General features: G+C 44.6%; 17 protein-coding genes. 11 read left to right on the top strand and 6 right to left on the bottom strand.

The genetic code is table 11. The features are described from left to right. The first annotated feature begins 3 nt into the window (after positions 1–3). Together ACOMA8_RS06425 and ACOMA8_RS06430 are read left to right on the top strand one after the other, a co-directional pair. A complete protein-coding gene (locus ACOMA8_RS06425; protein WP_421369425.1) occupies positions 4–1,347 on the top strand; it encodes a hypothetical protein in 1,344 nt (447 codons plus the stop codon). Next, on the top strand, positions 1,344–1,562 hold the full coding sequence (locus ACOMA8_RS06430) for a hypothetical protein (RefSeq protein ID WP_421369427.1): 219 nt from the start codon (positions 1,344–1,346) through the stop codon (positions 1,560–1,562). Before ACOMA8_RS06425 ends, ACOMA8_RS06430 begins: the two co-directional genes overlap by 4 nt. A 116-nt stretch (positions 1,563–1,678) precedes the next feature. Here ACOMA8_RS06430 and ACOMA8_RS06435 read toward each other — a convergent pair whose 3' ends face one another. From ACOMA8_RS06435 to ACOMA8_RS06445, 3 genes are all read right to left on the bottom strand, one after another. After that, the gene (locus ACOMA8_RS06435; RefSeq protein ID WP_421369429.1) at positions 1,679–3,610 is read right to left on the bottom strand and encodes a PTS fructose transporter subunit IIABC; all 1,932 of its coding nucleotides are present in this window, start codon (positions 3,608–3,610) and stop codon (positions 1,679–1,681) included. Between the two features lie 102 nt (positions 3,611–3,712). Further along, a complete protein-coding gene (gene pfkB / locus ACOMA8_RS06440) occupies positions 3,713–4,630 on the bottom strand; it encodes a 1-phosphofructokinase (protein ID WP_421369431.1) in 918 nt (305 codons plus the stop codon). Further along, positions 4,627–5,382 carry a DeoR/GlpR family DNA-binding transcription regulator gene (locus ACOMA8_RS06445; protein ID WP_421369433.1) on the bottom strand — a complete coding sequence of 252 codons (756 nt, stop codon included), beginning with the start codon at positions 5,380–5,382 and terminating at the stop codon, positions 4,627–4,629. Before ACOMA8_RS06445 ends, pfkB begins: the two co-directional genes overlap by 4 nt. Positions 5,383–5,592: 210 nt before the next feature. On the opposite strand from ACOMA8_RS06445, the gene ACOMA8_RS06450 reads away from it, so the two are divergent. After that, on the top strand, positions 5,593–7,119 hold the full coding sequence (locus ACOMA8_RS06450) for an alpha-amylase (protein WP_421369435.1): 1,527 nt from the start codon (positions 5,593–5,595) through the stop codon (positions 7,117–7,119). Between the two features lie 374 nt (positions 7,120–7,493). Here the strand turns inward: ACOMA8_RS06450 and ACOMA8_RS06455 are convergent, their stop codons facing one another. Continuing rightward, entirely contained in the window at positions 7,494–9,029 is a 1,536-nt protein-coding gene (locus ACOMA8_RS06455) for a ClC family H(+)/Cl(-) exchange transporter (protein ID WP_421369437.1), read from the bottom strand. 219 nt (positions 9,030–9,248) lie between these two features. Between ACOMA8_RS06455 and pcrA the strand changes: the two genes are divergently transcribed. From pcrA to rlmD, 8 genes are all read left to right on the top strand, one after another. Continuing rightward, on the top strand, positions 9,249–11,510 hold the full coding sequence (pcrA, locus tag ACOMA8_RS06460; RefSeq protein WP_421369439.1) for a DNA helicase PcrA: 2,262 nt from the start codon (positions 9,249–9,251) through the stop codon (positions 11,508–11,510). Positions 11,511–11,525: 15 nt separating this feature from the next. Continuing rightward, a complete protein-coding gene (gene ligA, locus ACOMA8_RS06465; RefSeq protein ID WP_421369441.1) occupies positions 11,526–13,562 on the top strand; it encodes an NAD-dependent DNA ligase LigA in 2,037 nt (678 codons plus the stop codon). Continuing rightward, complete coding sequence (locus tag ACOMA8_RS06470; protein ID WP_421369443.1) at positions 13,552–14,658, top strand: CamS family sex pheromone protein; 1,107 nt, start codon at positions 13,552–13,554, stop codon at positions 14,656–14,658. The genes ligA and ACOMA8_RS06470 overlap by 11 nt, the downstream gene beginning before the upstream one ends. A gap of 188 nt (positions 14,659–14,846) precedes the next feature. Continuing rightward, the gene (gatC, locus tag ACOMA8_RS06475) at positions 14,847–15,152 is read left to right on the top strand and encodes an Asp-tRNA(Asn)/Glu-tRNA(Gln) amidotransferase subunit GatC (protein ID WP_161900632.1); all 306 of its coding nucleotides are present in this window, start codon (positions 14,847–14,849) and stop codon (positions 15,150–15,152) included. Then, positions 15,152–16,621: an Asp-tRNA(Asn)/Glu-tRNA(Gln) amidotransferase subunit GatA gene (gatA, locus tag ACOMA8_RS06480; protein ID WP_421369445.1), complete on the top strand. Its 1,470-nt coding sequence runs from the start codon at positions 15,152–15,154 to the stop codon at positions 16,619–16,621. The genes gatC and gatA overlap by 1 nt, the downstream gene beginning before the upstream one ends. After that, positions 16,621–18,051 (top strand): Asp-tRNA(Asn)/Glu-tRNA(Gln) amidotransferase subunit GatB, encoded by a 1,431-nt coding sequence (gatB, locus tag ACOMA8_RS06485; protein ID WP_161900630.1) that lies wholly within the window; start codon positions 16,621–16,623, stop codon positions 18,049–18,051. Before gatA ends, gatB begins: the two co-directional genes overlap by 1 nt. Before the next feature lie 205 nt (positions 18,052–18,256). Beyond that, positions 18,257–19,312, top strand: coding sequence for a diacylglycerol kinase (locus ACOMA8_RS06490; protein ID WP_421369447.1), 1,056 nt, complete (start codon positions 18,257–18,259; stop codon positions 19,310–19,312). A 194-nt stretch (positions 19,313–19,506) separates the two neighbouring features. Further along, positions 19,507–20,871 carry a 23S rRNA (uracil(1939)-C(5))-methyltransferase RlmD gene (rlmD, locus tag ACOMA8_RS06495; protein WP_421369523.1) on the top strand — a complete coding sequence of 455 codons (1,365 nt, stop codon included), beginning with the start codon at positions 19,507–19,509 and terminating at the stop codon, positions 20,869–20,871. 161 nt (positions 20,872–21,032) lie between these two features. Here rlmD and ade read toward each other — a convergent pair whose 3' ends face one another. Continuing rightward, positions 21,033–22,766, bottom strand: a complete 1,734-nt coding sequence (ade, locus tag ACOMA8_RS06500) for an adenine deaminase (RefSeq protein ID WP_421369449.1) — start codon at positions 22,764–22,766, stop codon at positions 21,033–21,035. Between the two features lie 164 nt (positions 22,767–22,930). Continuing rightward, on the bottom strand, positions 22,931–23,893 hold the full coding sequence (locus ACOMA8_RS06505) for an L-lactate dehydrogenase (RefSeq protein ID WP_161900606.1): 963 nt from the start codon (positions 23,891–23,893) through the stop codon (positions 22,931–22,933). Positions 23,894–24,122 lie beyond the last annotated feature (229 nt).

Here is a 24,122-nt window from a genome sequence, read left to right on the forward strand (position 1 = left end):
GGTATGAAGAAGGAGGAAAAGCTGCTTTTAAGCATCCAGTATCGTTTGTTGGAAGAACAGGCGATTCGAAAACATATTCAGGACTGGCTGGTTTTTGTACGCATCTTGTTTGAACCAAAGAAGATGTGTATCGATGAGACAAAACAGGAGCTCTTTTCGTTAACTCGTTGTCTCAAGCTCTTGAAATCAGCCGGCGACAAAGAAGATCTTACCCTTCATGTATCCGATGATGAGAATGAAGCGAGTTTTCGTTTGGTAGCCGGCAATCTTCTGGAGCGCCATCTGTTGACTAAAGGATTATTCAAAAGGAATCAAAAACTGATTTTGGATTATACCGAGGTTCAGATGAAAACAAAAGGGTTGTTCGGCTATTTACGGTCTTATGACGAGTACTTGCATCATAACGCCGATACACCTGATAAGCGATTACGTTTTCAAACAGCGGAAGAGATTAGTTGCTTACCTAAGATTATACGACCTCATGGAGACCTGGTGATCGATTGCAATCAATTTCCTGGTTACGACATCTTCTACAAAGGCTATTGCCTAACCTCCTGTTGGCGCATGTATTTCAGCCGTTACTATCACAAAGTTATTCCACTGGCTGTCATCGAGGACGTCCAACAGGTGGAGCAGGTGCGTCGTATCGCGCCAGATGTTATTTTGGTAGAGCTGTATCGTGACCCCTTTCATTGGGATCGAGAGTGTAATTTGCACTATCAGCGCATGTTTCGAGATCAGCTGGGAGTCGATCAGCTGGCTTGGGATAATGGGATTGGAATATTGAGAGAGCCCTTCATTGAATACGCTTACTCCGATAATATGATTCAGACGGTACAATATCAAAATGATCGACTGCAGCCGACTGAGAAAAAAGCAGCTACCCATTTTGTGACCAGAACGTTTGATTTGGTGCGAGATCAACAGCAAGTGAAGCGCGTGCGGGGAACATTGAATGCACAGGCTTATTTTCCTTGGGTGGATGAACAGCGAATGAAGATGATGAACTATCTCGTTTTAAATCCCGGCTATGCATTGGATGACGGACTACAAGCCTACATGTTTTACATTAGGAACTATCTAGAGATCGAAATCGACCCCAAAGATGGTCGTTACCACGAATACTTGGTGGTTTTGAATATTTATCTGCCAGATGAACACGCACAGGCGATTCCTTATCAACAATTAAAACAAGAAATGGCAGATATCAAGTTTTCTCGCCTGAAAAAGCGCAGAGGTGAGCGTTACTTTGACTTAAAAAAAGGTAAAAATCACTTGCGGGTTAATTTTTTGCAAGCTTCATCAATGCCACAATTGGAAAATATAATAGGGGGATCAGGAGGATGAAAGAAGACAAAGTGTTCAAAAAAATAATGTTGCCAACAGCTGGGTTACTCATAGTGCTCTGTGTTTTACCTGATTTTTATTGGAAGGTACCGGTTTGTCTATTCTTTCTTCTAACCGGTGTGCTGATGAGTGTCTTTCTCAGCTGGTATGAACCAAAAGCAGCCGAAGTACGAGTGAAAGCACAAGAAAAACAGCAGCAAAGAAGCCGTCGCTGATGGATAAAATACGAGAAGATAGAGTCCGGTGTCGCAAAAGATACCGGCTTTTTTTGGCTATACAAAAAAATAGTCAAAAAATCCGAAGAGGAAAATCCCCTTCGGATCAAACTGTGTTATTTGGCATCTGCCAGTGGTTTTTTCAATAGACCGAAAATCACGCCAGAAATTAATGCGCCGCAAGCAATCAATAAGAGATAGACGATGGGACGGCTCAAGAGTGGCACAACGAAGATTCCGCCATGAGGAGCCATCAAGCGAATACCTAGGCCGCCAACAAAACCACCGGTGATAGCAGAACCAATCATGAAGCTTGGAATTGCCCGCAATGGATCAGAAGCAGCAAATGGAATCGCACCTTCTGTTACAAAGGACAGCCCCATGATGATGTTCGTTAAACCAGCGTCTTGTTGTTCTTTGGTGAATTTGTTCTTGAACAAGCGAGTAGCTACGAAGATGGCCAATGGAGGGACCATCCCACCGGCCATTACTGAGGCCATGACGATAGATCCGCCCTCAGCGACAGTGTTGGCAATGGTCGCAGTACCGAAAACATAAGCCGCTTTATTGATTGGGCCACCAAGGTCAGTTGCCATCATTCCAGCCAACAGGGCACCCAAAAGAGCAGCGTTTGTTCCTCCCAAGCTGTTTAAGAAGTCGTTTAGTCCGCTATTGATGGCGCTCATCGGTATATTGATTAAAAGCATCAAGAAGCCCGTGATCAAGAGACCAAAGAAAGGATAGAAGAGGATTGCTTTGATACCTTCCAATGATTTTGGCAACCCGCTGAGGATCTTACGTAAGAAGACAATCACATATCCTCCCAGGAAACCACCGATTAAAGCGCCGAGGAAACCGGCACCGCCGCTATTTGCTAAGGCACCGGCAGCAAAACCGACTACCAAGCCGGGACGATCGGAGATGCTGGAAGCAATGAACCCAGCTAAGACTGGCAACATAAAACCAAATGCCGCTTGACCGATATCATTGAACCATTTGGCTTGTTCATTGAAAGAACCTAACTTGCTCAGTGCATCATGAGGGACCCCCATAAAGTTATCGATCATAAAGGAAATAGCAATCATGATCCCACCGGCAATAACAAATGGCAACATGTGGGAGACGCCGTTCATGAGATCTTTGTAGATCCGTTGACCAATTGTTCCGTCTGCGGCGCTTTCACCAGAGTCACCTGCTGCAGAGCCGTCACCGTGAAAGACCGGCGCTTTACCGCTCAAGGCTTCGTTAATGAGTTCTTCTGGTTTTCTGATGCCGTCTGATACGGGACGATTAACCAATGGCTTGCCGTCGAATCGATTCATTTCAACTTTTTTATCGGCAGCCACGATAATCCCATCTGCTCTGGCGATATCTTCAGCTGTCAGCCGGTTTTTGATTCCTTCTGAGCCATTGGTTTCGACTTTGATATCGACACCCATTTCTTTGGCTTGTTTTTTCAACGCGTCTTCTGCCATATACGTGTGGGCAATCCCGGTGGGACAAGCTGTGACAGCCACGATATAGCGGCGATTGAAGTCTTTTAACTCGTTTTCAGCTGTTTCTTGTGCTTCGGCTCTTTCTTCTGCTTCTTTTTGAGCTTCAGCTTCTGTGAATAATTGCTGGACTTGATCTGGTGTTTGGGCACCTTTCAGTTTTTCTACAAAGTCATGATTGATCAGTAGACGACTCAAGGCAGCCAATGCTTGTAAATGAGTATCGTTGGCACCCTCAGGAGCGGCAATCATGAAAAACAGATAGGTGGGTTGACCATCTAGTGACTGATAATCAACTCCTTTTTGACTTTTGGCAAAAAGGACAGTTGCTTCTTTGACGGCTGCATTTTTGGCATGGGGCATAGCAATTCCATCACCGAGGCCGGTAGAGGTTTGTGCTTCTCGAGCTAAAATGCCATCCTTGTAAGTCTTGATATCGCTGATACGGCCGACATCATACATTTTTTGAACCATTTCATCGATGACGCCTTGTTTGTCAGTGGCTTGCAGGTCCATAATCATGGCATCTTTTAACATTAAATCTTTGATGTTCATGTAGCAGTTCCTCCTTTTGATCATAGGCAGCGGAGTTATCTTTCAAACCACCGCATTGTAGTAACACAGAATAATAATTTCTTTTCTCTGAACAGCTCAGAGTTATTCACTGATTTTAGTCACGATGACTTCATCCAAAAGGGAATCAATCATCTCTCGGGTAGCCAAATCGTCAGAAAAAGCAGTGCCGCTACCACAGGCAACCCCCATTTTAAAGGCAGTCAACGGATCAGAAGTCTTTTCGTATGCGCCGATAAATCCAGCAATCATGGAATCGCCGGCACCAACTGAATTTTTCAGTGGCCGCTTTAATACATTGGATTGATACACACCGGCATCGGTGAAGAGGAGCGCCCCGTCGCCGGCCATGGAAATGATGACGTGGCGAGCGCCATCCGCCAATAAACGCTTGCCGTAAGGAATAATGTCAGCAATACTGTTGAAGGTTGTGTCATATAAGTCGGCAAGTTCGTGATTATTTGGTTTGACTAAGAGGGGTTCTGATGACAAAGCATCTGCCAAATCTTGTCCGGTGGTATCGATGACAAAATCGGCATCTTTTTCTTTAACGATTGCAATCAGTTCCTGGTAAAAGCCTTTGCGTAAGCTGCTGGGGGCGCTGCCAGATAAAATGACGATATCGCCTTTTTGAACGTTGCTGAGTTGTTGTTTTAACAGCTGAATCTCTTGATTGGTGATTTCCGGGCCACCACCGTTAATCTCTGTCTCTGTGGCAGATTTCAACTTGATATTGATTCGCGTGTCGTCGCCAATTTCCGTGAAGTCACAATCAAGTCCTTCTTTTTGCAAAGCTTCCTTGATAAAGGTACCGGTAAATCCACCAAGAAATCCCAAGACAGTAGAAGAGGCGTCTAAGCGCTTCAAGATGCGGGAGACATTGATTCCTTTGCCGCCGGGAAATTTGAAATCCTTTGTCATCCGGTTGACCGTTCCCGGCTGAAAGTCAGTGACGTGGACGATATAGTCGATGGATGGATTCAAAGTAACTGTGTAGATCATTTTTTTACCTCCGTTATACTGGTTTGTTCATGGTAGGCATTTTTGTTAGGTAGCGCCAAACGGTCAGTAACAATCACGACATCTTTAAGTGAAGCAAATTTTGTGAAGGTAATCTGCTCGAATTTGGAGGAGTCAGCCAGCAAAATCGCAAGTTCTGACTGCTGACAAGCTGCCTTTTTCAATAATGCTTCTTCTGGATCGGGAGTGGTGAGACCTGCGTTTAGTTCGACTCCGTTGGTACCGATAAATGCTTTAGTGAAACGAAAGGGTGCCAACTGTTGGATCGCGGTATAGCCAAAAGTCGCTTGTGTCGATAACTTAATGCTGCCTCCCAAAATGATGGTTTCAATATTGCGATCAATCAGGCGGGCGGCATGCTGGACGGAGTTGGTCACGACTTTGATGTGTAAATTTTGAGGCAGATAGTTGATAATCTCTAACGTCGTGCTACCGGCATCCAAATAGATGACATCATCCTTGTGAATCAGTGCAGCGGCATAGGCGGCAATTGCGCGTTTTTCCGCGGTGTGTTCAGTCGCCTTTTGCTGCATGTCCGGTTCCAACATGAAGCGTTGAATTTTTTTTGCACCACCGTGGATTCGTTCCAATAAATGCTGGTCCTCCAGGTCTTGGAGATCCCGTCGAATTGTGGACTCAGATGCATCCAGCTTTTGGGTGAGCTCTTGCAATTTGACGATATTTTTTTCTTGGATTAGTTGGAGTATTTTTTGCTGACGTTCTTCTGTAAGCATTTACAATCCTCCCTTCGCTAGTATAATATCACGCTATTCATTCAAATGCAATCAAAATCATTCAAAATCGCTCAAGAAGGATCGTTTTTTGTCATTGAAAACGCTGTATCTATAGGTTATGTGAAGGGAAAACGGCTTTTGTTTGACAGGTTGTTAGCGTCTTTGGCTTAATGGAATATAAGGAAATAGTTTTACAAAGGAGGATATGCTATGAAAAACGAAACAATTTTGCAGGCTTTTCAATGGGAATTACCAGCAGATCATCAACATTGGCAATTGTTGACTAAAAAGGCAGAAGAATTTAATAGATTGGGGATCACTTCTCTCTGGTTGCCGCCAGCTTCGAAAGGATCAGCTGGCGCGGAAGATGTCGGTTATGGTACCTACGATTTATACGATTTGGGAGAGTTCGATCAAAAAGGCTCAGTTCCTACCAAATATGGTACTAAAGATGACTATTTGAAAATGATTGATGCGCTTCAACAATCTGGAATTAAAGTCTACGCAGACATTGTCTTTAATCATTTTTTGGGAGCTGATGAAACAGAGGAAGTATCAGCGGTTAAATATAATTGGGACGATCGGAACCAACAAATCGGTGGTGAAGAACTGATTGAAGCTTGGACGAGATTTACTTTTCCCGGTCGCAAAGGCGTTTATAACGACTATGTCTGGACTTGGAAGAATTTTTCCGGTGTTGATTATGACGCCCGAACGAAAGATCACGCGGTGTTTAATCTGGGGGATAAAGGTTGGGTAGAAGCCAATGAAGTAGACAATGAAAATGGTAATTTTGATTACTTGATGGGCTGCAACTTGGATATGGAATATGAGGAAACGAATCTACAGCTGGATAACTGGGGCAAATGGTTTATGGAGACCACAGGAATTGATGGATTTCGTTTAGATGCAGTCAAACACATTCAGTTTGATTATTTTGTTGACTGGTTATTACGTCGTCGAGAAGAAAAAAATGGTGAACTATTCGTGGTTGGGGAGTACTGGGCAGATGAAGTGGATAAGTTGGAAAATTACTTGGACCTTTCTGGAAATTTAATCAACCTTTTTGATGTACCTCTGCATTTCAATTTTTATCGAGCGGCCAGCAGCATGGGGGCCTTTGATATGCGGCAGATTTTTGACCAGACCTTGTTACAATCTCGCCCTGATTATGCCGTGACTTTTGTAGACAATCATGACACACAAAAAGGGCAGAGCTTAGAGTCTTGGGTAGAAGGATGGTTTAAGACGCATGCCTATGCTCTCATCCTTTTGCGAAAAGCGGGTACGCCAACGGTCTTTTGGGGTGATCTCTATGGAATTCCATCACAAGATATAGATCCTGTAGGTAGAGAGCTGCTGGTCTTACTTTTACTGCGGAAATACTTAGCTTATGGCAATGAAGTCGACTATTTCAACGATGCGGATCAAATCGGGTGGGTACGAACTGGAGATTTCGATCACGAAGATTCTGGCTATGCTGTGGTAATGACCAATGCTGCTGGAGGAGAGTTAGAAATGACAATAAGTGCAGTTCATGCCGGTAACACCTTCGTAGATGCATTAGGAAACAATGATGCCAAAATTATTTTGGATGAAAATGGCCGTGGCGTTTTCCCAGTCAATGATGGTCAAATTTCTGTATATGTCAACGAAGCAATTGTCTCACGCATACAAGATGTTGATGAGCTGCTTCAAATACCTTCATATGACGTGTCAGAAAATGAAAATCAGTGAGGCATTGGACTGAGTACATTGAGGAATCGGTTTAGTGACGTTTTCAAATAAGGGTTGAGTGACTGTTCACCTCTGCAGGCGGGCTGAAGTACTAGGCTGAGTAACAGGAAGTCATTTGCCATAAACGTAGTCTCTTAGCAATTAGTTGCCGACAATTGGTGAGCTTTAGTCAGTTGAAGGAAGCGGCTATTCTTTGAAAGAGAATTAAATGACGCTGACCTGGCTTGACAAAATCAAAACTATTCAGGCTTGAAATGGATATCACAGAAAAGAGAGACCACTTCTATTCTTTTGGAAGTAGTCTCTCTTTTCTAGTGGGCTTTTGCGAAGGGTGACAAGGAGTTACTACAATCTCATTATTTGAAGGATGACGACTATTTTAACGCAGGTCTGTCCAAAGCTGTGATTTCTTGATAGATATTTCGAGCATGGCGAGTATCCGTCAAAATCCTTAGCAGATCACCTACTTGGATAATTGTATCTCCATGGACCAATACTTCTTGTTCCCCCCTTTGGATTGAGATCAATAGCATATCTTTAGGCCAGCGGAAGTCCCTCACTTGCGTTCCATCGAGGACACTTTCGGCATGAACTGCATATTCTAAAACAACTTTTTCGCCTTTAATATCAGAAGGTTTTGTTTCAACCAAGCGTTCCAGCAGAGTCTCGTAAATGGGGCTACCCCCTAGTAAATCGACGACAATATAAGCAATTAGGGCTACCAAACCTAATGGCATCAAGTGATTTAACGAACCCACCATCTCGGTGACCAAAATGATTGCTGTTAAGGGAGCTTTACCGATAGCAGCAAAGTAGCCGGCCATGGCGATGATCACAAAGTTTTTGGCGAAAATAGGGTCCATCCCCAAATACATGACTGCAAATTGACCGAAAAAGGCACCGATAATGCCACCTAATGTCAAAATCGGTAAAAAAATTCCCCCTGGAAGAGCTGCGCCGTAAGAGACCATCGAAAAAACAAAGCGCAAAAGAAAGAGGAACAATAAAACAGTCAAGGACGGCAAGTGCAGGCCAAAGCCTAGGACAATCTGATTGCCGCCGCCTAGGGTTTCTCTCCAGAAATAGCCAATTGGAATTACTAGGAGAAAAGGGACAAGCCCGTGGAGATAATCAGGAAGGGGCAGTTTTTGATACCACTGATTCAAGTGTAAAAGAACAATTTGATAAAATCGGCCTAAAAGACCTAAAACGATTCCCAATAAGAGCAAAAGCCAATAATTTTTTAACGGTAGTGAAGAAATCTGACCCATGTGGAGCACCGGCTGTAGGCCAAAGATGGTCATTGAAACGAAATTAGCAACAATAGCAGAAGTAAAAGAGGTCAGCCAAACTAATGGAGAAAAGTTGTGGTGGACTTCCTCCACGATAAATAATAAAGCAGCCACAGGGGCGTTGAAAGCCGCTGCCAAGCCGGCACTGGCACCACTGGACAATAAAATCTTAGTTTCCGAACGATCTGCCCCGGTGAATTCAGCGAAACCTTGTCCGACACTGGCGCCCAATTGAATCGACGGCCCCTCACGACCAAGAAAAAGCCCCATGCCGACTCCCAAAACCCCGCCAACAAATTTTTTCCATAAAACTGAAAACCAATTGACCGTCAAGGCATCTTGCAACTGCCCTTCAACTTGGGGAATACCGCTACCTTTGATAGTTGGATCAGATTTTGCTAATCGGCCTACCACAACTGCGCAAAGGATACTAATCAAAATCCAAGGCAACAAAAGCAGCGGTTTTTGATGAAAATAGCCATAGAGATGAAACACCGCCGCTCCCAATTCTTCGATGGCTAAACGAAACATACTGACTACGATACCGGCAATGATACCGACTGCGGTACCTTTCATTAAATAGGTGATACGTGTTTTATCGACACGAGTGACTTCCATGGAAAACATCCTTTTTATAAGCTTTTCTATTAATGTAGTCCGTTTCTTTTCAGTTGACAAGTGGGATTGGGAATTTCAAAAAGATTTTCAGTCAATTTTTTATTAACTTTTAGGGGCTAGCCGTTTTATCAATAAGGGGGTAATGCTATAATTGAAGGGATTGAAAAACAGACGACTGCTTAAGGGCAGCGACTGTTTGTAAATGAAAGGAAGTTTTTGATGACAGCCAATGTATTTCTAAAAGGGATGAATCCCAAACAGGCGGAGGCCGTCCAGGCAACAGAAGGGCCTCTTTTGATCATGGCCGGCGCCGGCAGTGGTAAGACCCGTGTCTTGACCCATCGAATCGCTTATTTGATTGAAGAAAAAGAGGTCAACCCATGGAATATTTTGGCAATCACATTTACCAATAAAGCGGCGCGAGAAATGAAAGAGCGGGTTAGCAGTTTGTTGGGCGCCGGCGGAGAGGATGTCTGGATCTCGACGTTTCATTCCATGTGTGTGCGAATCCTGCGGCGAGACGTGGATCATATTGGCTACTCACGTAATTTTACGATTATTGACAGCTCCGAACAGCTGACATTGATGAAACGAGTCGTAAAAGAATTGAATATCGATCCCAAAAAATACGATCCTCGCTCGATGCTCGGGGCAATTTCCAATGCTAAAAATGAGCTTTTGACCCCAGAAGACTATGCCGCTATGCAGGGCAGTTTTTTTGAACAGTTGGTGGCCAAATGTTACGACTTGTATCAAAAGGAACTGCGACGCAACCAATGTATGGATTTTGACGATTTGATTATGATCACGATTCGCTTGTTTAAAGACAATGAAGAAATTCTAAATTATTATCAGCGTAAATTCCATTATATCCATGTAGATGAATACCAAGATACCAACCATGCCCAATACACATTAGTGAATATGTTGGCAGCTAAGTTCCGTAATTTGTGTGTAGTGGGGGATGCCGATCAAAGTATTTATGGTTGGCGTGGCGCCGATATGCAAAATATCCTAGACTTTGAAAAGGATTATCCCGATGCCCAGACGATCTTATTGGAACAAAATTATCGTTCGACTAAAACGATTCTAGCTGCGGCAAACCAGGTGATTGCTAACAATACCAACCGTAAAGCTAAAAATCTGTGGACGGAAAACAACGACGGTGAAAAAATCACTTATTATCGTGGCGATAGCGAGCGAGATGAAGGGCGTTTCATCGTTTCTGAAATTCAAAAACAACAACGGGAGAAAAAACGTAAATATGGCGACTTTGCGGTGCTCTATCGCACTAACGCCCAATCTCGTGTGGTGGAAGAAACGCTGCTAAAAGCCAATATCCCTTACAAAATGGTGGGGGGCCACAAGTTCTACGATCGCAAAGAAATCAAAGATATTCTGGCTTATCTGCAAGTAATTGCCAATCCTGCCGACTCGCTGAGCTTTGCCCGAATCGTCAATACCCCCAAACGCGGCATCGGTCAGACCTCGCTTGAACGTCTGCGGGAGTTTGCCGATACCCATGATCTTTCACTATTGGAAGCGTCCCTAAATGTCGCTTTGTCGCCTCTGAGTGGGAAAGCGGCAAAAGAGCTTGCGGAATTTGGTGATCTCATTGATGGTTTTAACCAGATGATTCCTTATTTGACAGTAACGGAGCTGACGAAAGAAGTATTAGCGAAGTCTGGCTATGAAGAAGATCTCAAGCGGCAAAATACGTTGGAGTCTCAAAACCGCTTGGAAAACTTGGAAGAGTTTATTTCTGTCACACAAGAGTTTGATAAGACTTTTGCGGCGACTCAAGAAGACGAGACCGAATCTGCTGAAGATAAGCTGACAATCTTTTTGAACGATTTGGCATTGATTTCTGATGTAGACAGCTACGAAGAAGAAGCCAGCGAGGTCACACTGATGACTCTTCATGCGGCGAAAGGATTGGAATTTCCGGTAGTCTTTTTAGTCGGATTGGAAGAAGGCGTCTTTCCTTTATCTCGAGCGCTGATGGAAGAAAATGAGCTTGAAGAAGAACGGCGCTTGGCTTATGTAGGGATTACCCGGGCTGAAGAGGAGCTTTTTTTAACCAATGCCCTATCCCGCACACTTTACGGGAAGACCCAATACAATCGTCCTTCACGCTTTGTCAAAGAGATTGAAGAAGAATTGCTGGCCAACAAAGGCAATGCTGCACCCACGGGATTTGGTAGTTCCACAGGAGCTTCAGGGGGCAGCGGCACCTTTTCACCAAAGACTTTTAAAGCGGAGTATAAACAAGCCGCCACACGAGGCGTTTCCAGTAAACAAGAAACAGCTGCAGCAGGTGAAAACTGGCAAGTCGGTGATAAGGTTCAACATAAAAAGTGGGGCCAAGGAACAGTGGTTCGTATAGGAGGCAGCTCAAAAGATGTTGAATTAGACGTGGCCTTTCCTTCTCAGGGAATCAAACGATTGTTAGCGGCTTTTGCGCCGATTGAAAAAATCTAGAAAGGGTGGCGGGTTTTGACTGAAGAAAAAGAGCAGACTATTAAAGAGCGGGTTTCTCAGCTGCAGCAGCAGTTGAACCGCTATGCTTATGAATACTATGTGCAGGATCAGCCTACTGTAGAAGATTATGTTTACGATAAGCTCTACGGGGAACTGACGGCATTGGAAGCAGCGCATCCTGAATTAATCACTCCTGACTCTCCTACCCAAAGAGTCGGGGGGATGGTTCTCAAAGGGTTTGAAAAAGTCGTCCACGATGTACCGCTATACAGCCTAAATGATGTCTTTACTCGCAGCGAAATCGAAGCTTTTGATGAGCGTGTTAAACGAGCGTTGGGCGATCAGGTGAGCTATGTTTGTGAATTGAAAATCGATGGGTTATCTATTTCGTTAAAATACCAAGACGGTTTTTTTGTCCAAGGCGCCACGCGTGGTGACGGGACCGTCGGGGAAAATATCACTGAAAACCTAAAGACGGTTCGTTCAATTCCGATGCGTTTGGCAGAGCCTTTGACGATTGAAGTCCGGGGCGAATGTTTCATGCCAAAAGCTTCCTTTGTAAGGTTGAACAATGAAAGAGAAGAGGCGGGCCAAGGGGTCTTTGCAAATCCCCGTAATGCCGCCGCCGGTAGCTTGCGCCAGTTGGATACAGGGGTGACTGCGAAACGAAATTTGGATACTTTCTTGTATACGGTGGCAGATTTTGGGCCATTGGAAGCAGACAGTCAGAGCCGCGCACTGGCAGAGTTGGACCGAATAGGGTTTCATACCAATCCGGAACGCCGTGTCTGTCAAACCGTCGCTGAGATTTGGGAATACATCCAAGAGTATCACGAAAAGCGGATTCAATTGCCTTACGAGATTGACGGGGTTGTTATTAAGGTCAATGATTTCCATCAGCAAGATGAGTTGGGCTTTACCGTGAAAGCACCGCGATGGGCTGCGGCATATAAGTTTCCTCCAGAGGAAGCCCATACCAAATTAGAAACGATCGAGTGGACCGTGGGACGTACCGGTGTGGTAACGCCTACTGCGGTAATGACGCCGGTATTTATCGCTGGTTCAACTGTCAGCCGCGCCAGTCTCCACAACATGGATTATATTGAAGCCAAGGACATTCGCCTCAATGATACCGTTGTCTTATATAAAGCAGGGGATATCATTCCCGAGGTTGCCCAAGTAGTTTTGGAAGAACGACCTGCGGACAGCACGCCTTACCACGCGCCAAGTCATTGTCCTGAATGTGAGAGTGAGCTGGTTCATTTGGATGATGAAGTTGCCTTACGATGCATCAATCCCAAGTGTCCAGCTCAGCTGAAAGAAGGGCTAGCCCATTTTGTCTCTCGAAATGCGATGAATATCGATGGCTTGGGCCCACGAGTACTAAATCAAATGTACGACAAAAAGTTGGTAAAGGACGTCGCAGATTTGTACCAGCTTACGGAAGCGCAACTTCTGACATTAGATAAGATCAAAGAAAAATCGGCGGACAATTTGCTGCGGGCCATCGATGCCAGTCGGGAAAACTCGCTGGAACGGCTGCTCTTTGGTTTGGGGATTCGTCATGTGGGAGCCAAAGCTGCTAAGATTTTGGCAGAAAACTTTGGCGAGATGGAACAGTTGGCTCACGCAGAAAAAGACGCAATTATCGCGTTGGATACCATGGGTGAGATTATTGCCGACAGCGTGGTGACTTATTTTGCCAATCACGAGGTTCATGAGCTGATTGCGGAATTAAAAACCGCCGGCGTCAATATGATCTATAAAGGGCCCCGTCTTCAAGATGTCGCTCAAATAGAATCACCTTTTTCCGGGAAGACCATCGTTTTGACCGGCAAATTGACCCACTTTACCAGAGAAGAAGCCAAAGAACGTATCGAAGGCCTTGGTGGCAAAGTCACTGGCAGTGTTTCCAAGAAAACCGATATCGTTGTTGCCGGTGAAGAAGCCGGCAGTAAATTGACCAAAGCGCAAAATCTGGGTGTCGAGATTTGGGATGAAGCTCAGATGGTAACAGCAATAGAAGGGAGCAACACAACCGATGAAAACTAAAAAAATGCTGGCGTTGGGTCTTTGTTTGTTGAGTTTGAGTGCCTGCGGAAATTTGGAGATGGGAATCTCTAAGGTAGACGAAGGCGAAAAGACGGAAAGCGGTAGTATCACCACTGGTCGGGTGGACAACTCCGTTTATCAGGCAATTATGCCGGATGGACATTATGAAACAAGCGCTGCTCGAGAGGCCGTTGCTAGCTTAAACAGTGGTTACAATCAAGGAAACTTTGAAAACGGGTTGCTGCGACTGTCTCATCAAACCTTTTCACCAGATAAATACTTCTTCCAAGAAGGACAACAGCTGGACTACGACACACTCACCAGTTGGCTAGCTCGTAATTCCGATGACAATAATCAGGGATTGAATCCAGCTGATACGGCGCAGCCTTTGATTTTACAACAGATTTTGGAACACGATTTTCTTGAAGAAGATGGGAAAACTTTAGGTGGCATCAGCTTGGGCTTTGCCTTTAATTCGGTTTACTATCGTCAAGATGGTGACAGTGAAATTGCCACCAACGTTTCCAGAGAAGAAATTATGGCTAATGCTCGTAAATCCGTGAATGCTGTATTGACTAGAATGCGTAAAACAAAGGGTCTGGAAAAAATTCCTATCGTTGTCAGTTTGTTTGAACAGGCAGCAAAAGATGATATCGCCGGTGGGAAATACATCTATACAGCAGTAGCTAAAGATGGCGCCACAACAATTGATCAGTTTGATCAGGTCAATGAAGAATACGTCTCGCTGCCAATTATCGGAGGCGGTGACAATGCGGCGACTCGCGATGGTGTCGCCAATAAATTCACCAGTTTCAGAAATTCGATTCAAAACTTTTTCCCGAACCTGACGGGGGTGACTGCTACCGGTTATTATGCAGATGATCAGCTACAAACACTAACGATCAAAGTGGATTCCAAGTACTATACCAAGACAGAAGTCACCAGCTTTACTCAATATATCGGTAAGCAAGTAGAGTCAATTTTTGATGGTGTCAGCGGGCAAGTAGAAGTTCAGATTCTGTCAGTGGAAGGACCGCAGGCATTTGTCTCTCGCAAAGCCAGACAAAAGGAAATCATCTCTTATATTTTCAATTAAGCTGAAATTAATCCTTGAAATATTGCGAAAGTTATTTCATTATAAGGAGAAAGACTGGAACAGACCCCTTTATAGACAAAGCCTACGATTGGCAACAATCAACTTTCAAAGGAGCATTGTTTGTTTCAGTGAGAACATTTGATGTTCGTGAGGATTCGTGCGCTCTTTGCACAGAAAGCGGGGAAATTATGGCAATTACTGAAGAACAAGTCAAACACGTTGCAAAACTTGCGAAGCTCAAGTTTTCCGACGACGAATTACAGGATTTTACCGATCAATTAGGGAAAATTATCGATATGGTGGAATTGTTGGAAGAAGTGGACACAGCGGGTGTTCCTTTTACTTCAAACGTGGTGGAAACCGTTAACGTGATGCGTCCTGACCGGGCCCAAGCGGGTATGAACAGAGACGAATTGATGAGAAATGTTCCCGAAAAAGAAGACGGCTTTATCAAAGTGCCGGCAATCATCGATAACGGGGAGGCGGGCGCCTAATGACGAAATTATATGACAAAACAATCGAAGAACTGCACAATCTTTTGGTATCCAAAGAAATCACAGCTGTCGATTTGACACAAGCAACCATCGATCGGATTCAAGAGACTGACGAACAAGTGAACGCTTTTATTACGCTTGCTGATGAAAAAGCACTGCAACTGGCAAAAGCGCTGGATGAAAAAGGAATCACAGAAACTAATCCGCTGGCAGGGATTCCTATTGGGATCAAAGACAATATCGTGACCAAAGATATTCTCACGACAGCTGCTTCCAAAATCTTGTACAATTTTGACCCAATCTACGATGCTACCGTCATGGAAAAAGTGTATGGTGCGGATTTTGTCCCAGTCGGAAAACTAAACATGGATGAATTTGCTATGGGGGGGTCTACCGAAACTTCCTATTTTAAGAAAACTAAAAACGCCTGGGATCAGACCAAAGTTCCCGGCGGTTCATCTGGTGGCTCAGCAGCTGCTGTGGCAGCAGGACAAGTCCCAGTATCATTGGGTTCTGACACGGGTGGTTCAATTCGTCAGCCCGCTGCGTTTAATGGGATTGTAGGCATGAAGCCGACATATGGTCGTGTTTCCCGCTTTGGCTTGATTGCCTTTGCCTCTTCATTGGATCAAATCGGACCGATGACGCGTACCGTAAAAGACAATGCCCTGACTTTAAATGCTATCGCAGGCTATGATGAAAAAGACGGCACCTCATCAGGTATCTCTGTGCCAGACTTTACTGAAGGATTAACCGGAGATATCAAAGGCATGAAAATCGGTTTGCCTACAGAATATCTAGGCGAAGGAGTACAAGCAGGGGTTCGTGAAGCTATTTTGAAAGCCGCCGACACTTTCCGGGCGCTGGGAGCAACAGTCGAAGAAGTCAGCTTGCCTCATTCAAAATACGGTGTGGCGGTTTACTATATTATTGCCTCTTCTGAAGCCAGCTCAAATCTGCAACGCTTTGACGGCATCCGTTATGGCTATCGTTCTGAAGATGTGAAAAATTTAGAAGATGTGTATGTTAATTCTCGTAGCGAAGGTTTTGGCGATGAAGTAAAACGACGCATCATGTTGGGAACTTTCTCGTTGAGTGCTGGCTATTACGATGCTTATTTCAAAAAAGCTGGCCAAGTTCGGACATTGATTAAACAAGATTTTGAAAAAGTTTTCCATGACTATGATCTAATCATTGGCCCGGCTTCACCAACAGTAGCATTTGGTATCGGAGAAAATATCAATGATCCGATTACTATGTATATGAGTGATATCCTGACAATTCCGGTAAACTTAGCCGGCCTGCCTGGGATGAGTATTCCGGCTGGTTTTTCTGAAGGTCTACCAGTAGGCTTACAAGTTATCGGAAAAGCCTTTGATGAAGCAACAATGTATAAAGCAGCGTATGCCTTTGAACAGGCGACTGATTTCCATACGAAAAAACCAGTGATTTTAGGGGGGAACGACTAATGAACTTTGAAACAGTCATCGGGCTGGAAGTCCACGTGGAATTAAAAACCAACTCTAAAATCTTTTCACCGGCGCCGGCTCACTTTGGTGCAGAACCAAACAGTAACACCAACGTCATCGACTGGGGATACCCTGGGGTTCTGCCAGTTATGAACAAAGCAGCTATCGAATTTGGAATGAAGGCAGCTCTGGCATTGAATTGCGAAATTTCCCACGATACGCATTTTGACCGAAAAAATTACTTCTATCCTGACAATCCCAAAGCCTATCAAATCTCACAATTTGATCAGCCGATTGGCCATGATGGATGGATTGAGATTGAAGTAGAGGGCAAGAAGAAAAAGATTCGTATTGAACGGGTTCACTTGGAAGAAGATGCCGGTAAAAATATGCACGGGATCGGCGGCTATTCCTATGTCGACTTGAACCGTCAAGGCACGCCTTTGATCGAAATCGTATCAGAAGCGGATATGCGTTCTCCTGAAGAAGCTTATGCGTATCTGGAAGCCTTGCGTTCAATCATTCAGTTTACTGAGGTTTCTGATGTCAAGATGGAAGAAGGCTCCATGCGTTGTGATGCCAATATTTCTTTGCGTCCCTATGGGCAAGAAGAATTCGGGACCAAAACGGAATTGAAAAACCTGAACTCCATGAGCTTTGTTCGCAAAGGGCTGGCTTTTGAAGAAAAACGTCAAGCCAAAGTCTTGTTGTCTGGTGGGGAAATCCAACAAGAAACTCGCCGTTTTGATGAAACGACAAATAAGACAATCTTAATGCGTGTCAAAGAAGGCTCAAGCGATTATCGCTACTTCCCTGAACCGGATATTCCTCGTTTTGTCATTGATGACGAATGGATTCAGCGAGTGAAAGCAACATTGCCTGAGCTGCCAGCTTCTCGGCGCCTACGCTATGTTGAAGAAATGGGATTGCCTGAATATGATGCGAAAGTCTTGACGTTGACCAAAGAAATGTCTGATTTCTTTGAAGAAACGTTATCCGCCGGAGCAGATGCCAAACAAGCCTCCAACTGGTTGATGGGTGAAGTCTCCGCTTATCTCAATAGTGAAAAACTGGAACTGGGAGAAACCAAGCTGACACCTGAAAACCTGGCAGGGATGATCACATTGATTTCAGACGGAACCATCAGTTCCAAGATTGCCAAAACAGTCTTCAAAGAATTGATTGAAAACGGTGGCGATGCAAAAGCAGTCGTTGAGAAAAAAGGGTTGGTACAACTTTCTGATCCAGCACAACTGTTACCAATCATCAATGAGGTTCTTGACAACAATGCGCAATCCGTGGAAGACTTCAAAAACGGGAAAGACCGGGCTGTCGGGTTCTTAGTTGGCCAAATCATGAAAGCCACTAAAGGAAAAGCCAATCCGGGGGTTGTCAATAAGCTGTTGCAAGAAGAATTGGCCAAACGCTAAAAAAAGAATGCATCCTCAAATTAAGAGGATCTTGTAGAAACGGTCTGTGCCGCGATTGGCACAGACCGTTGTGTTATGCTAAAATTTAGGAGAACGGCGACTGCACCATAAGCCCATGAAATGAATAGACACGAAAAAGTCTCGGTGAAAAAGCTGGACTGTCATTTGCGTGCCTTCTGAAATCACCTGGAAAGGAGCGGTCTTGATGAAGCGAGCCCGTGTTATTTACAATCCCACCTCCGGAAAAGAGATCATGAAACAAAATCTGGCAGATATTTTGGATGTTTTGGAGCGTGCCGGCTTTGAAACCAGCGCGTATGCGACAACACCAGAACCAAATTCCGCCGTTAAGGAAGCGCGCCGTGCCGGTCTAGCAGGATTTGACTTGATTGTTGCTGCCGGAGGAGACGGTACGATCAATGAAGTTGTCAACGGTATTGCCCCGTTGGAAAAACGACCGAAGATGGCGATTATTCCGGCCGGGACAACCAATGACTACGCCCGGGCTTTAAAAGTTCCTCGTAACAATGTCAAAGCCGCAGCCGAGGTCATCTTGAAAAAACAGACGGTCAAAATGGATATTGGTAAGACAGATCACGACTATTTTATTAATATTGCGGCGGGGGGGCATTTGACGGAGTTGACGTATGATGTCCCTTCAGAGCTGAAAAGTGTCTTTGGTTATCTTGCGTATTTAGCCAAAGGGGCCGAATTATTGCCGCGGGTCAAACCGATTCCTATGAAGTTAGTCTATGATGAAGGGGTCTATGAAGGCAATGCCTCCATGTTTTTCCTGGGTCTAACCAACTCAGTAGGCGGCTTCGAGCAAATTGCTCCGGATGCTAAACTGGATGACGGAAAATTTTCACTGATTGTTGTGAAAACGGCCAATGTTTTTGAAATCGTACACCTGGTAGCCCTCATGATGAACGGTGGAAAACACATCAAAGATCCTCGTTTGTTGTATACAAAGACCTCAAAATTAGAAGTTGTTCCTAAAACGGAGGATCGGCTGATGATCAATCTGGATGGGGAGTATGGTGGTGATGCGCCAATGACCTTTACCAATCTTCATCAGCATATCGAAATGTATGCCAACCTGGATGATATACCAGACGAAGCAGTGGTAGGCATGGATGAAGCAGACAAAGACTTTGATATTGTCAGTAAGGAATTTATCCAGGAAGTTGAGCACCTGTCTCAAGAGGATTTGGATGGCGATGGCAAAATTGCTGATGATAAACAATCTCCGAAGCAATAGTAATCACAATGATACGCAAACAAATCAGGAAATGAAGGTGAAATCACCACTTTGGTTTCACCTTTTTTGTGTGAGTTCTAAGATTTTTCGGAGTAAAGGTAGCGGAAAGCTGTGATTGCTTTAAGAGGCTCTGAAAAAGGTTGTAACCGGGAGTGGTTTCCCGTATGATGTACGAAGAAAGTCGAGGGATCAATGTGAAAGAATACCCAGTGAAGAAAAATCAAGAATTAACGGTTACTGTGACCGATTTATCCCATGAAGGAATGGGGATTGCCAAAGTCGACAATTACCTGTTGTTTATTGAAAATGCGCTGCCACAAGAAGTCGTTAAAATCAAAGTATTGAAGGTAGGCAACAAATTCGGCTTTGCCAAAGTACTCAGCTACGAAGAAAAGAGTTCAGCTCGAGTAGAAACCGCCAATGAAGATCTGCTGCGAACAGGGATTGCACCGTTAAGCCATTTGCAATATGAAAGTCAGTTGCTTTTCAAACAAGAACAAGTCGCCAACAACATGCGCAAAATCGCTGGTATGCCAGATGTTCCGGTTCTGCCGGCTATCGGCATGGCTAAGCCTGAGCACTACCGCAACAAGGCTCAGATTCCCGTGCGTAAGATTGATGGGAAGTTGGCTACCGGTTTTTACCGGAAAAACAGCCATGATATGATTCCGATTGATGATTTTTACATTCAAGATGAAGTCATTGATAAAGCAATCATAAAAGTTCGGGAAATCTTAGAACGCTTTGGTGTCAAAGCGTATAACGAGACCGCTCATGAAGGATTCCTGCGACATATCGTTATTCGCCGCGGACATTACAGCCATGAAATGATGGTGGTTCTCGTGACCCGTAAAGCGAAATTCTTCAAAGGCGAAACAATCGCCAGCGTTATTGCTGAAGAATTGCCGGAAGTTGTTTCCGTAATCCAAAACATCAACGAAGAACGCACCAACGTGATTTTGGGGAACCAAGAAGTCGTGCTTTACGGCAAAGGCTACATTGAAGATCGTTTGCTGGGAAAAACATTCCGTATTTCAGCCCCTTCATTTTATCAGGTGAATACGCAACAAGCAGAAGTTTTGTACGAAACCGCGTTTGATTTTGCCCAATTGAAGCCAGAAGATGTAGTAATCGATGCTTATTCTGGTATCGGCACCATCGGCTTGTCAGTAGCAGATCGAGTAGATCATGTTTACGGCGTCGAATCCATTCCTGAAGCGGTTGCCGATGCGAAGATCAATGCAGAAATCAACGGCATCAAAAACACGACTTACCTTGTGGGAAAAGCCGAAAAAGTCATGACCCAATGGGCTAGAGAAGGTCTGAAACCAGATGTGATTTTCGTGGATCCGCCAAGAAAAGGATTGGACGCTCGTTTCATCGAAGCGGCAGTAACCGTGGCTCCAAAACGAATCGTTTATGTCTCTTGCAACCCTGCCACTTTGGCAAGAGATTTGAAACTGTTTGGTGAACAAGGCTATACTACTAAAAAAATCCAGCCGGTGGATCTGTTTCCTCAGACTTATCATGTGGAGGCAGTAGCATTATTGGAAAAATAACTCTCCGCCTCATCAATAAAACAAAATAAAAAAGCTTGAGTACGTCTATCATGACTCACTAGCGACTAGACGAAACGTCTGGTTGTTAGTGCGTCATTCATAGACCGCTCAAGCTTTTTTTATAAAACAGCACTTATGTGAATAGCCTAAAGGCGAAAGAATCAGGCTTCTACAGAAGTTAATGAAAAAGTGCTGAAGGTAAAGAGGCCCATGTCTGTGAGCTTCAGTTCAGGAATTACTGACAGCGTTAAGAAAGACAAGGTCAAATAAGGATCGAAGTGAGGATTTGCACCCAGTTTTTCGGCAGCTGCATTCAGCCTTTTCAAGCTTTCGAAAGTTTCTTGATACCCGAGTTGAGACATTAAGCCGCCAATTGCGAGGGGGAGACAGGCGAGTTCTTTTTGATCTTTGACTGCAATCATGCCGCCTCCTGTCTGCAATAGCCGTTCAACAGCAAAAAGCATATCTGAATCATTGGTACCTACGACTACGATGTTGTGAGAATCATGGGAGACGCTCGTCGCTAGCGCCCCATGTTGCAGTTGAAAGCCTTTGACAATCCCCAGACCGATATTTCCTGTCTGACGATGCCGTTCAACGACAGCAATCTTCAGCAAATCCTCTTTAATGGAAGGGGAGAAGCTGCCCTTCTCAAGGGTGACGGTTTCAATCAGCTGGTTCGTAATCAGTGAGTTGGGAATAATCTCAATCACTTTGACCTGTGTACTTTTCAACGGGAGTGAGAAACTATCTTTTGTCAGCGGCAATGCATTCATCGAAGGGAGTTTTTTCAAATATGGATTACTGCTAGCTGTTGGGAAAAGCTGCTCTTGCAATTGGCCCTCTGCGACTACTTGCTGCCCTTTGACGAAAACATCGGTGGCGGCAAGCGTTGTTAAATCATCAGTCAAAAAGAAATCTGCTTGATAGCCAGGAGCGATGGCACCAATTGTTCTTAGCTCAAAGCACTCTGCCGCGTTTAGAGTTGCCATTTGGATAGCTAATAAAGGATCAAGTCCCTGCTTGATCGCCAATCGGAGACAGTGGTCGATGGAACCTTCTTCTAACAAATCATCAATCAGCTTGTCATCTGTCACAAAGAGACAGCGCCGTGCAGTCGTCTCATTCACTACAGGCAGCAGCGCGTGTAAGTCTTTTGCAACGGTTCCTTCACGAATCATCAGATAAAAGCCCAGTTCTAGTCGGGCTAAGGCCTCGTCCAAATTTACCGCCTCGTGATCGGTGCGAATCCCGGCAGTCGCATAAACGGCTAATTCATCGGGGGAAATTCCTGCTGCGTGACCATCAACGACGCCACCAGCGGCCTTTATACCGACAATCTTGTCGATGATTTCTTTTTCAGTATGGGCAACTGCTTGGTAATTCATGACTTCAGCGAGGCCCAAGACGTGCTCGTCCGCCATGAAGGAAACAAGGTCTTCTGCGGCAAGGGAGGCGCCACTAGTCTCAAAGGCCGTGACAGGAACACTGGAAGGGAGCATGGTAAAAATGTTCATAGGTACCTTTTGAGCGTCATCAATCATGTATTGAATCCCCGTGACTCCTGCGACATTGGCAATTTCATGGGGATCGGTAACTACGGTTGTGACCCCGTGCAACAAGGAGACTTTAGCAAATTCATGAGGCGGTAACAGTGAACTCTCAATATGGACATGCCCATCGATTAATCCAGGGACCACAAATTGACCGGCGGCATCAAAAACTTTTTTCCCTTCATAAGCGCCAAATCCGACAATCATTCCGTCTGTGACTGCGATATCAGCTGTTGTAATTCGGCGAGTAAAGACGTTGACCACTTGTCCGTTTTTTATAACGAGGTCAGCAGGTTCCCGTTTGCCCGCAGTTTTGATTTGATGAATCAGTGAGTTGGTCATAAGAACCCTCCGTACTTTTTTTATTTTAGTATATCATAATCTCTTCCGAACCTTTTGACCAAGAAAAGCTTTCAGATACATAAAAGCCGTGGCCATTTCTTCAGATTAATAATTGAAGAGGGCCACGGTTTTGGGGTCAGATAAAAGATGGGGTGATCTTCAGCTTAGTCTGCAATATACCCTAGAATTTTACCAGTATTTTCGCGGATCACAGCTGCAGAAGAGGCAAACTTATCTTTTTCTTCTTCTGTCAAATGGATTTCAAGGATATCAGTGACACCGTTACGGTTCAAAATCGCTGGAACACCGGCGAAAATATCAGCTTCCCCATACTCACCTTCTAAAAGAGTAGAGACGGGAATGATGGAGTTTTCATTGTAAAGAATGGCTTTGATAATCCCCACACAGGCAGAAGCGATGCCGTAATAGGTAGTACCTTTACGGTTAAAGATCTCCCAGCCTTCGCGAGTAGTTTTCAACACCAGCTCATCCAAGTCGATATCACCTACTAGTTCTGGGTTATCAGTAATCACATCTTGGAAAGACTTGCCGGCAATAGTGACAGTGGACCACGGCACCATCAGTGAATCGCCATGTTCACCCATGGCATAGCCGTAAACACTGCGGGGGTCTACATCGACGAGATCCGCTAAGAAATTTTGCAGACGGGCCGAATCGATAGAGGTACCGGTGCCTAACACTTGGTTTTTTGGCAGACCCGATAATTTGTAGACCAGGTAAGCCAACATATCTACCGGATTGGAGACTACTATGAAAATGCCATCAAAACCAGACGCCATCACCGGGTCCACGATGGACTTGGCAATCTTGGCACTGATATCGAGAGTATCTAAGCGAGTTTGACCAGGTTTTGGAGGAGCACCAGCTGTGATGACGACGATATCTGCATCGCCACAGTCCTCGTAGCCACCAGCAGTCACTTTGACATTGCGATCCAGATATTTGATGGAGTTTTTCAGATCTCGCACCTCGCCCAACGCTTTTTCGTGATTGAGATCGATCATCAGTACTTCGTCGCAAACCCCTTGAGTGATAAGGCTGAAGGCTGTTGAAGAGCCCACCAGTCCGCTACCAATAATAGCAACTTTTGATTTTTGTATGTGCATGAAATCAGATTCCTTCCTTTAATAAAACTGCTTTTTCTGAACAACTCCATACTAGCAAATTGCGCCCGGATTGACAAAGCTGAGAATCGAAGAAGCGTGACAAATCGCAGAATGAACTGAAATAAATTACCCCATGAAAACAAAAAAGCAGACCGGATAGTTTGCTCTTTTGATGAACGAAAACGTCATGGCATCAAAAACAAACTATTAGGACCTGCTTTTTTGATAG

Source organism: Enterococcus infantis (genome assembly GCF_049166715.1).
In the GTDB taxonomy this organism is placed as follows: Bacteria; Bacillota; Bacilli; order Lactobacillales; family Enterococcaceae; genus Enterococcus_C; species Enterococcus_C leclercqii.

Bases quoted from the DNA above. Each gene is read 5' to 3' on its own strand.
- ACOMA8_RS06425 (WP_421369425.1), top strand. From the start codon at position 4: ATGAAGAAGGAGGAAAAGCTGCTTTTAAGCATCCAGTATCGTTTGTTG.
- gatC (WP_161900632.1), top strand. From the start codon at position 14,847: ATGGCAATTACTGAAGAACAAGTCAAACACGTTGCAAAACTTGCGAAG.
- ACOMA8_RS06490 (WP_421369447.1), top strand. From the start codon at position 18,257: ATGAAGCGAGCCCGTGTTATTTACAATCCCACCTCCGGAAAAGAGATC.
- ACOMA8_RS06445 (WP_421369433.1), bottom strand. From the start codon at position 5,382: ATGCTTACAGAAGAACGTCAGCAAAAAATACTCCAACTAATCCAAGAA.
- ACOMA8_RS06470 (WP_421369443.1), top strand. From the start codon at position 13,552: ATGAAAACTAAAAAAATGCTGGCGTTGGGTCTTTGTTTGTTGAGTTTG.
- gatB (WP_161900630.1), top strand. From the start codon at position 16,621: ATGAACTTTGAAACAGTCATCGGGCTGGAAGTCCACGTGGAATTAAAA.
- ACOMA8_RS06450 (WP_421369435.1), top strand. From the start codon at position 5,593: ATGAAAAACGAAACAATTTTGCAGGCTTTTCAATGGGAATTACCAGCA.
- ACOMA8_RS06455 (WP_421369437.1), bottom strand. From the start codon at position 9,029: ATGGAAGTCACTCGTGTCGATAAAACACGTATCACCTATTTAATGAAA.
- ACOMA8_RS06505 (WP_161900606.1), bottom strand. From the start codon at position 23,893: ATGCACATACAAAAATCAAAAGTTGCTATTATTGGTAGCGGACTGGTG.
- pfkB (WP_421369431.1), bottom strand. From the start codon at position 4,630: ATGATCTACACAGTTACTTTGAATCCATCCATCGACTATATCGTCCAC.
- ade (WP_421369449.1), bottom strand. From the start codon at position 22,766: ATGACCAACTCACTGATTCATCAAATCAAAACTGCGGGCAAACGGGAA.
- ACOMA8_RS06430 (WP_421369427.1), top strand. From the start codon at position 1,344: ATGAAAGAAGACAAAGTGTTCAAAAAAATAATGTTGCCAACAGCTGGG.
- gatA (WP_421369445.1), top strand. From the start codon at position 15,152: ATGACGAAATTATATGACAAAACAATCGAAGAACTGCACAATCTTTTG.
- ACOMA8_RS06435 (WP_421369429.1), bottom strand. From the start codon at position 3,610: ATGAACATCAAAGATTTAATGTTAAAAGATGCCATGATTATGGACCTG.
- pcrA (WP_421369439.1), top strand. From the start codon at position 9,249: ATGACAGCCAATGTATTTCTAAAAGGGATGAATCCCAAACAGGCGGAG.